5 protein-coding genes and 1 pseudogene are annotated in these 6,653 nt (G+C 69.5%); 3 read left to right on the top strand and 3 right to left on the bottom strand.

What is annotated here, in order from left to right; translation table 11 throughout:
- The first annotated feature begins 8 nt into the window (after positions 1-8).
- The 3 genes from ACWD38_RS06720 (at position 9) to ACWD38_RS06710 (ending at position 3,207) form a co-directional block, all read left to right on the top strand.
- The gene (locus ACWD38_RS06720; RefSeq protein WP_450123530.1) at positions 9-1,220 is read left to right on the top strand and encodes an MFS transporter; all 1,212 of its coding nucleotides are present in this window, start codon (positions 9-11) and stop codon (positions 1,218-1,220) included.
- 89 nt (positions 1,221-1,309) lie between these two features.
- On the top strand, positions 1,310-2,281 hold the full coding sequence (locus tag ACWD38_RS06715) for a diiron oxygenase (protein WP_450123529.1): 972 nt from the start codon (positions 1,310-1,312) through the stop codon (positions 2,279-2,281).
- On the top strand, positions 2,281-3,207 hold the full coding sequence (locus ACWD38_RS06710) for an SAM-dependent methyltransferase (protein WP_450123528.1): 927 nt from the start codon (positions 2,281-2,283) through the stop codon (positions 3,205-3,207). Before ACWD38_RS06715 ends, ACWD38_RS06710 begins: the two co-directional genes overlap by 1 nt.
- A gap of 66 nt (positions 3,208-3,273) precedes the next feature.
- Here ACWD38_RS06710 and ACWD38_RS06705 read toward each other — a convergent pair whose 3' ends face one another.
- From ACWD38_RS06705 to ACWD38_RS06695, 3 genes and pseudogenes are all read right to left on the bottom strand, one after another.
- Positions 3,274-3,759 (bottom strand): hypothetical protein, encoded by a 486-nt coding sequence (locus tag ACWD38_RS06705; RefSeq protein ID WP_450123527.1) that lies wholly within the window; start codon positions 3,757-3,759, stop codon positions 3,274-3,276.
- 109 nt (positions 3,760-3,868) lie between these two features.
- Positions 3,869-5,467 (bottom strand): ABC-F family ATP-binding cassette domain-containing protein, encoded by a 1,599-nt coding sequence (locus ACWD38_RS06700; protein ID WP_450123526.1) that lies wholly within the window; start codon positions 5,465-5,467, stop codon positions 3,869-3,871.
- 349 nt (positions 5,468-5,816) lie between these two features.
- A pseudogene (locus ACWD38_RS06695) lies at positions 5,817-6,460 on the bottom strand (dienelactone hydrolase family protein).
- Between the last annotated feature and the right edge of the window lie 193 nt (positions 6,461-6,653).

Raw genomic sequence — 6,653 nt, 5'->3', positions numbered from 1 at the left:
GCGGAACAATGACTGAAGAAACCCGGCCCACACCCGGGAAGTACCTCCCGGCGCTGCTGGTCGTCACCCTGATCGGCACCATCATCGAAATCGACATGTCCGTGCCGAGCTTCCCGGACATCGCCCGCGAGCTCGGCGTCGCGGGCTCGGTCGTGCAGCTGACCATCACCCTGAACTTCCTGGGTTATTGCCTCGGCGCGCTCGTCTACGGTCCGCTCTCGGACCGGTTCGGCAGGCGCGGCGTCATGCTCATCGGCAACTCGATCATGCTCGTCGGCGCGCTGGGCTGCGCGATCGCCCCGAGCATCGAATTCCTGCTCGCCGCGCGGTTCGTGCAGGGGATCGGCGCGAGCACGTCGGTGGTCCTGGTGTTCGTCATCATCAGCGACCTCTACCGCGGTGAGCGCGCCATGGCGATGTTCGGCATGACCAACGCCGCGATGTCCATCCTGATGACGATCGCCCCTCCGCTGGGCGGCCTGGTCAACCGCACGATCGGGTGGCGCGGCAACTACCTCGTCGTCTTCGCCGTCACCGCGCTCGGCCTGCTGCTGGTGGCGCTGTTCCTGCCCGAGACGAAGGGGCAGCTGGACCGCAGCGGCGCCCGGAAGGTCGTCGGCGACTACCGCAGGCTGCTCGGCAGCGGGCTGTTCGTGGCGACGTCGCTGGTGCCGAGCCTGCTGTTCGCCTCGTACATGGTGTTCATCGCCTCCAGCTCGTTCCTCTACGTCGGTGCGTTCGGGCTTTCGACGCTGGAGTTCGCCCTGCACCTGCTGCTGATCGTGGCCTCGTTCGCCATCCCGAGCATGCTGGCGACGAAGGTGATCCCGCTGCTCGGCGGCCCGGAGTCCACCGTGCGCATCAGCTTCGGCGTGGCGCTCGCGGGAGTCGTGCTGTTCCTGCTGATCGGCGGTGGTGCGGTGGCCACGACGGTGTCGATCATGCTGTTCTGCGTCGGTTTCGCCATCTGCTACCCCGTGGTGTTCGGCCGGTCGATGGAGGTCGTCCCCGAACTCGGCGGGGCCGCCTCCTCCCTGACGATGAGCTCGCGGGCCCTGCTGGTGACCGTCCTGACCGGTGTCTCCAGCGGCCTGTTCACCGGCACCGCGGTCGTGCCCGCCGCCGTGATGCTCGTCGCCGTCCTCATCGCCGCGCCGCTGGCGCTGTCCGGGCGACGACTGCTGGACGCGCGAACCGAGAAGGTCCCCGAACCGAGCTGAGCCCTCCCGTCAGTGCCGGGGCCCGCGAAGCACGGGCCCCGGCACGAGCGCGGGGCCGGCCGAATCGCATTCCGCGAGAAAGGTGAACCATGACCACTATCGACGAGACCGCCGCGCACGACACGCGGCTGCGCAGCCTGGGGCCGGACTACGTGGCCCGCTGGGAGGCGCGCGGCTCGGTGCGCACCCGGCCCCGCAAGACCATCGACTTCACCCAGACCGGGTACTTCTTCCCGGAGGACCGCCAGCCGCTGCTGCTGGACGCGACCGTCGCGGCGCTGGGGGAGGAGGCGAAGGAACGGATCCTCATCCAGTCGTTCTTCAAGTACTTGCACGACATCGTGAACCTGGAGATCAAGGAGATCGTCTCGGCCTGCACGAAGGTCCTCTACTCGGACCTCCCGGTCGAGTTCGGGCCCGAGGTCAAGCTCAACACCTACTCGATCGTGATCGACGAGTACTACCACGTCTACATCGCGCAAGACCTCATCATGCAGTTGCGGGAGCAGTACCCGGACCTGGGCGAGTTCGACTTCCCCACCTCCGATTCGCAGCACGCAGTCGCCGAGATCAAGAAACGGCTCGAACCGCAGTACCACGACGTGTTCGAGATTCTGGCGAACTGCTGCTTCGAGACGACGCTGGTGCGGGAACTCGTCGAATTCTTCGACAGCAAGGACGTGCACCCGTCCATCCGCTATTACGTCAACGACCACATGAACGACGAGTCGCGGCACTACGCCTTCTTCCTCGACCTGATGAAGTACCTGTGGGCCGAGGTGCCCGAGGACTTCCGCGAGGCCATCGGCTCCCTGATGGGGGAGTTCGTGAAGCTGTACTTGTCCTTGGAGTCCGAGAAGCGGTTCAACGCGCAGCTGTTGGAGAGCGTGCTCGGCGACCGCGAACGGGCGGAGCGCTCCATCGGTGAGCTGTACGCGGGTTTCGACGTCACCACGGACATGCCGATCGTGCAGAACGTGCTGCGCGCCTTCGGCAAGGCGGGGATGCTCGAGCACCCCGCCGTCCGCTCCAGTTTCCGCAAGATCGGCTGGGAGATCTGATGAGTTCGACCATTTCGCACCGTCCCGGATCCGGCTCGGAGGACGCCGCCGCGCTGTCCGAACTGGCCGCCACCGTGGAACGGCGGCTGCGCTCCGCGGATCGGCTGATCCTGGACCTCGACGAAGAGCTGGCGGTGCTGGCCGGGTTGCAGGAGTTCCCACTGGGGCGCTTCCTGCTGCGCAACCAGGGTCTGAACGGTTACTGGACCTCGTACATCTTCCGCTACGAGCCGGGCACCCCCACCGAGTCGGACACCGAGTTCTGGTTGCTGAACCGCTCGCTGCTGTCCGGAGCCCGCGAGCGCTACCACCGCTTCCGGGCGGAGATCGCGCGATCGATCACCGATGGCGCGGTGCTGGCGTCCGTCCCGTGCGGCGTGATGGACGACTTGGTGCGCCAGGACTACGGTGACGCCCCCGGCGCCCGCCTCGTCGGCATCGACATCGATGAGGAATCCCTGGCCCTGGCCGCGGAGAACGCGAAGAGCCGCGGGCTGGGCGACCGGACCGACGTGGTGCTGGCCGACGCGTGGGAGCTCGGCATCGATTCGGAGTTCGACCTGCTGGTCAGCAACGGGCTCAACATGTACGAGCCGGATCCCGGCAGGCTGGTGGAGCTGTACCGCAACTTCGCGCGGGCGCTGCGCCCGGGTGGCCGGCTGCTGCTGAGCTTCCTCACCCCGCCGCCCCCGCCGCCGTGGGAGGCGCCGGAACGGGCCGGGGAGTGGCAGCGCTACGGCATCGCCGAGCACGATCTGCGTCGTGAGCTCGCGTTGTTCGGCGACATCATCCAGGCGAAGTACCTGAACTTCGTCTCCGAGGCCGACACCCGGTCCCAGCTGGCCGAGGCGGGGCTCGAAGTGGAGCACGTCGGGTACAGCGAAGGCGGCGTGCTGCCCGTCATCTCCGCGATCCGCCCGCGCTGAGGTCGTGCCCGCGGGGCCCGGGGGTGCCGGGCCCCGCGGCGGCGTCCTCGGTCGCGGTGCGGGGGATCAGCTCGCGGTGTCCTGGCGCGTCGAGGTGCGGAACCGGATGAGGTTCTCCGCCGTGCGCGGGCCGTAGCGCCGCCGGGCCGTCGCGAACGTGATTCCCAGCCAGGAGCTGATGTCCGCCCAGGAGAACCCCGCCGCGCGGTCGCGGGTCACGGCGGCGTCGGTGACCCGCTGGGCTCGTGCTACGAGGTCCGCCACGGCCTCCGTCTTCGGCCGGGACGGATCGCCGAGTTCGCGGTGCCCGCGCAGCACGGCGTCGAGCAGCGACCGCATCGCGTCGCCCACCTCGTCGTCGAGGGCCTGCACCGCGGCGGCCGTGTCGATCTCGCCGTCGCGGTGGCGGGCGCGGTACGACGCCTGCCTGCACGCGGTGGAGCAGAACTTCCAGCGGGCGGTGGAGTCCAGCGGCCGGGGCGTCGTGCAGCGCGGCGCGGCGCACGTGGTCGCGCGGGAGGTGTCGTGGGCGAAAAACCGGTAGTGGGACATCGGTCCTCCGATGAGTGGGAACAGGGGGGATCGCGGTGAGGTGCGTTCGGCGACGGCATCCGGGCGCGCGACGGCGACCGGATCGTCCACTTCGGAACGAGGGGATCGGTCAGGCGAGCGAGACGAGGTCGCGGTACTCGTCGTGCCAGAGGTCCTCGGTGCCGTCCGGCAGCAGCAGGACGCGTTCCGGGCGCAGCGCTTCGACGGCGCCGTCGTCGTGGGTGACGAGCACGATCGAACCCCGGTAGCTCGCGATGGCGCGAAGGATCTCGGCGCGGGAAGCGGGATCGAGGTTGTTCGTCGGTTCGTCGAGCAGCAGCACGTTCGACCGCGAGCACACCAGCGCTGCCAGGGCCAACCGGGTCTTCTCCCCGCCGGAGAGCACCCGCGCCGGTTTTTCCGCGTCGTCGCCGGAGAACAGGAAGGAACCGAGCACCCTCCGCGCCTCCCCGTGCTCGAGGTGCGGGGCCGCGGCGGTGAGGTTCGCCAGCACCGTCCGGTCGCCGTCGAGCGTCTCGTGCTCCTGCGCGTAGTACCCGACGCGCGCGCCGGCGCCGTGACGCACCCGCCCGGAATCGGGGTGCACCCGCCCGGCGAGGATGCGCAGGAGCGTCGTCTTCCCCGCACCGTTGAGGCCGAGGATCGCCATCCGGGCGCCCCGGTCCACGGCGACGTCGACGCCGGTGAACACCTCGTGCGAGCCGTAGCCCTTGGAGACGCCGTCCGCGGTCAGCGGAGTCCTGCCGCACGGTGGCGGGTCGGGGAGCCGGAGCCGGGCCACCTTGTCGTCGCGGCGTTCCGGTTCGGTCTCGGCGAGCATCCGTTCTGCCCTGCGCACCATGTTCTTGGCGCTGGCGGCGGTTTTGGCGTTGCTCTGCATCTTCGCGGCCTGCGCGCGCAGCGACTCGGCCTTCCGCCGCGCGTTGAGGCGTTCGCGCCGTCGCCGCCGGGCGTCGGTGTCGCGCTGGGCCTGGTAGGTGGCCCAGTCGACGTTGTGGACGTCGATCGTGCTGCGCTGCGCGTCGAGGTGCAACACCCGGTTCACCGTCGCTTCGAGCAGCGACACGTCGTGGCTGATCAGCACGAATCCACCGGTGTGGTCCAGCAGGAACCGGCGCAGCCAGGCCACCGAGTCCGCGTCGAGGTGGTTGGTCGGTTCGTCGAGCAGCAGCGTGTCGTGCCCGGCGAACAGCAGTCCGGCCAGTTCAACGCGCCTGCGCTGTCCGCCGGAGAGCGCGTCCCACCGTTGTTCGAGCACGTCCTCGTCCAGGCCGAGGTGTGCTGCCAGTTGAGCCGCGTCCGCTTCCGCGGCGTAGCCGCCCTGAGCGAGGAACCGATCTTCGGCGCGGGCGTAGGCGTTCATCGCCTTCGCCAGCTCGGTGCCGTCGGCCTCGGCCATCGCCGCTTCGGCGGCGCGCATGTCGCGGACGGCTTCGTCCATGCCGCGGGTGGACAGGATGCGTTCGGCGACGGTCTCGCCGCGCCCCTCCGGTACGGACGACTGCCGCAGGTAGCCGACGGACCCGGTGCGTTCGACCGCGCCGGAAGCGGGTGCGGTGGCACCGGACAGGACGGTGGCGAGCGTGGTCTTGCCCGCTCCGTTGCGCCCGACCAGCCCGATCTTGTCGCCGGGCGAGACGCGGAAGTCGACGTGGTCGAGAAGCAGGCGTGCGCCGACGCGCACGGATACATCACTAACCGTGATCACTGAAGTACTCTCCGGATCTGACTCAGGACACACTCGTACTGCGGTGGTGTGCCCGTGAGCTAGTAGATCCGGGAGTTGGACATGAGAGCACTGTAACCGGCCGCGCCCCGCGTTCGCACCGATTTTTTCCGACCGGCGCGCTGATCAGCTCCGACACCCGGCGCACCCGGGAGCCGACATCTGCGGGTTCGCTCGCAGAGCCGCGGACAGCGGCGGACTGATCGAGCGCAGGGGCTGGTGCTCGGGCCGTCAGCGGCGACCGGCCGCCGACGCGGGAGCCGCCACGCCGGATTCGCCGTCCGCGCGCAGGTCAGGGTGCGGGCGGCGAATCCGGCGGCGAGCGGAACCCTCAGCCGTCGGTCAGCGCGCGGTCGAGGAGCGGGAGCAGGCGGTCCCAGTGGTGTTGCATCGCGGCGGGGTCGAAGGCGTCGGTGTCGGACATGGTGAAGCCGTGGAGCGTTCCGGGGTAGATCTCGGAGGTGTGGTCGAGCCCCGCGGCCTCCAGCGTCCGGCTGAGCTCGTCGAGATCGTCGGGCGTCAGGTCGGATTCGGCGTGGCCGAGGTGGACCTGGGCGGTGATCGTGGCGAGCATGCGGCGCAGGCCGTCAGGTCCGTCGGCGACGACGGGACCGTGGAATCCGGCGACGGCGGCTACTTCGTCCGGGTGCGCCGACGCGGTGCGCATCGCGAGGAGGCCGCCTATGCAGTAGCCGGTCACCGCGACCGGACCGGCGACGACTTCGGGCCGGTGGTGAGGAACCGGAGGTAGGCGTCGGCATCGCTGAGGACGCGATCGGTCGTGTGCAGTTCGATCAAGGGCATCAGCCGGCCGATGAGCGCGTCCCGGTCCTCACCTCCGATGTGGTCGGGGAGTTCGACGACGGGTACCGGGCCGTGGCGGTAGAAGACGTGGGGCACGAGCACGTAGTACCCGTGCTCGGCCGGTTCGACGGCCAGCTGCCGCAGCGCGGGGCGGATGCCGAAGGCATCCATGTACATCAGCACTCCCGGGTGCCGCTCGCCGTCATCGGGGAACGCGGCGAAAGCCTCGGCCCGGCCGTCGGTGGTGGGAATCTGCAAGGTCCTGGTGGCCATGAATCCGTCCTGTCGTGGTCGTTTCGTCGGAACTGCGAACGACACGACGGAGGCGGACCTCGTGCGGTGGCGCGAAGTCCTCGTTCGATCG

The sequence above is a fragment of the Saccharopolyspora sp. NPDC002578 genome (assembly GCF_053592695.1).
Note: the sequence above shows the minus strand (reverse complement) of the source record. Positions and strands in the feature narration are given on the sequence as shown.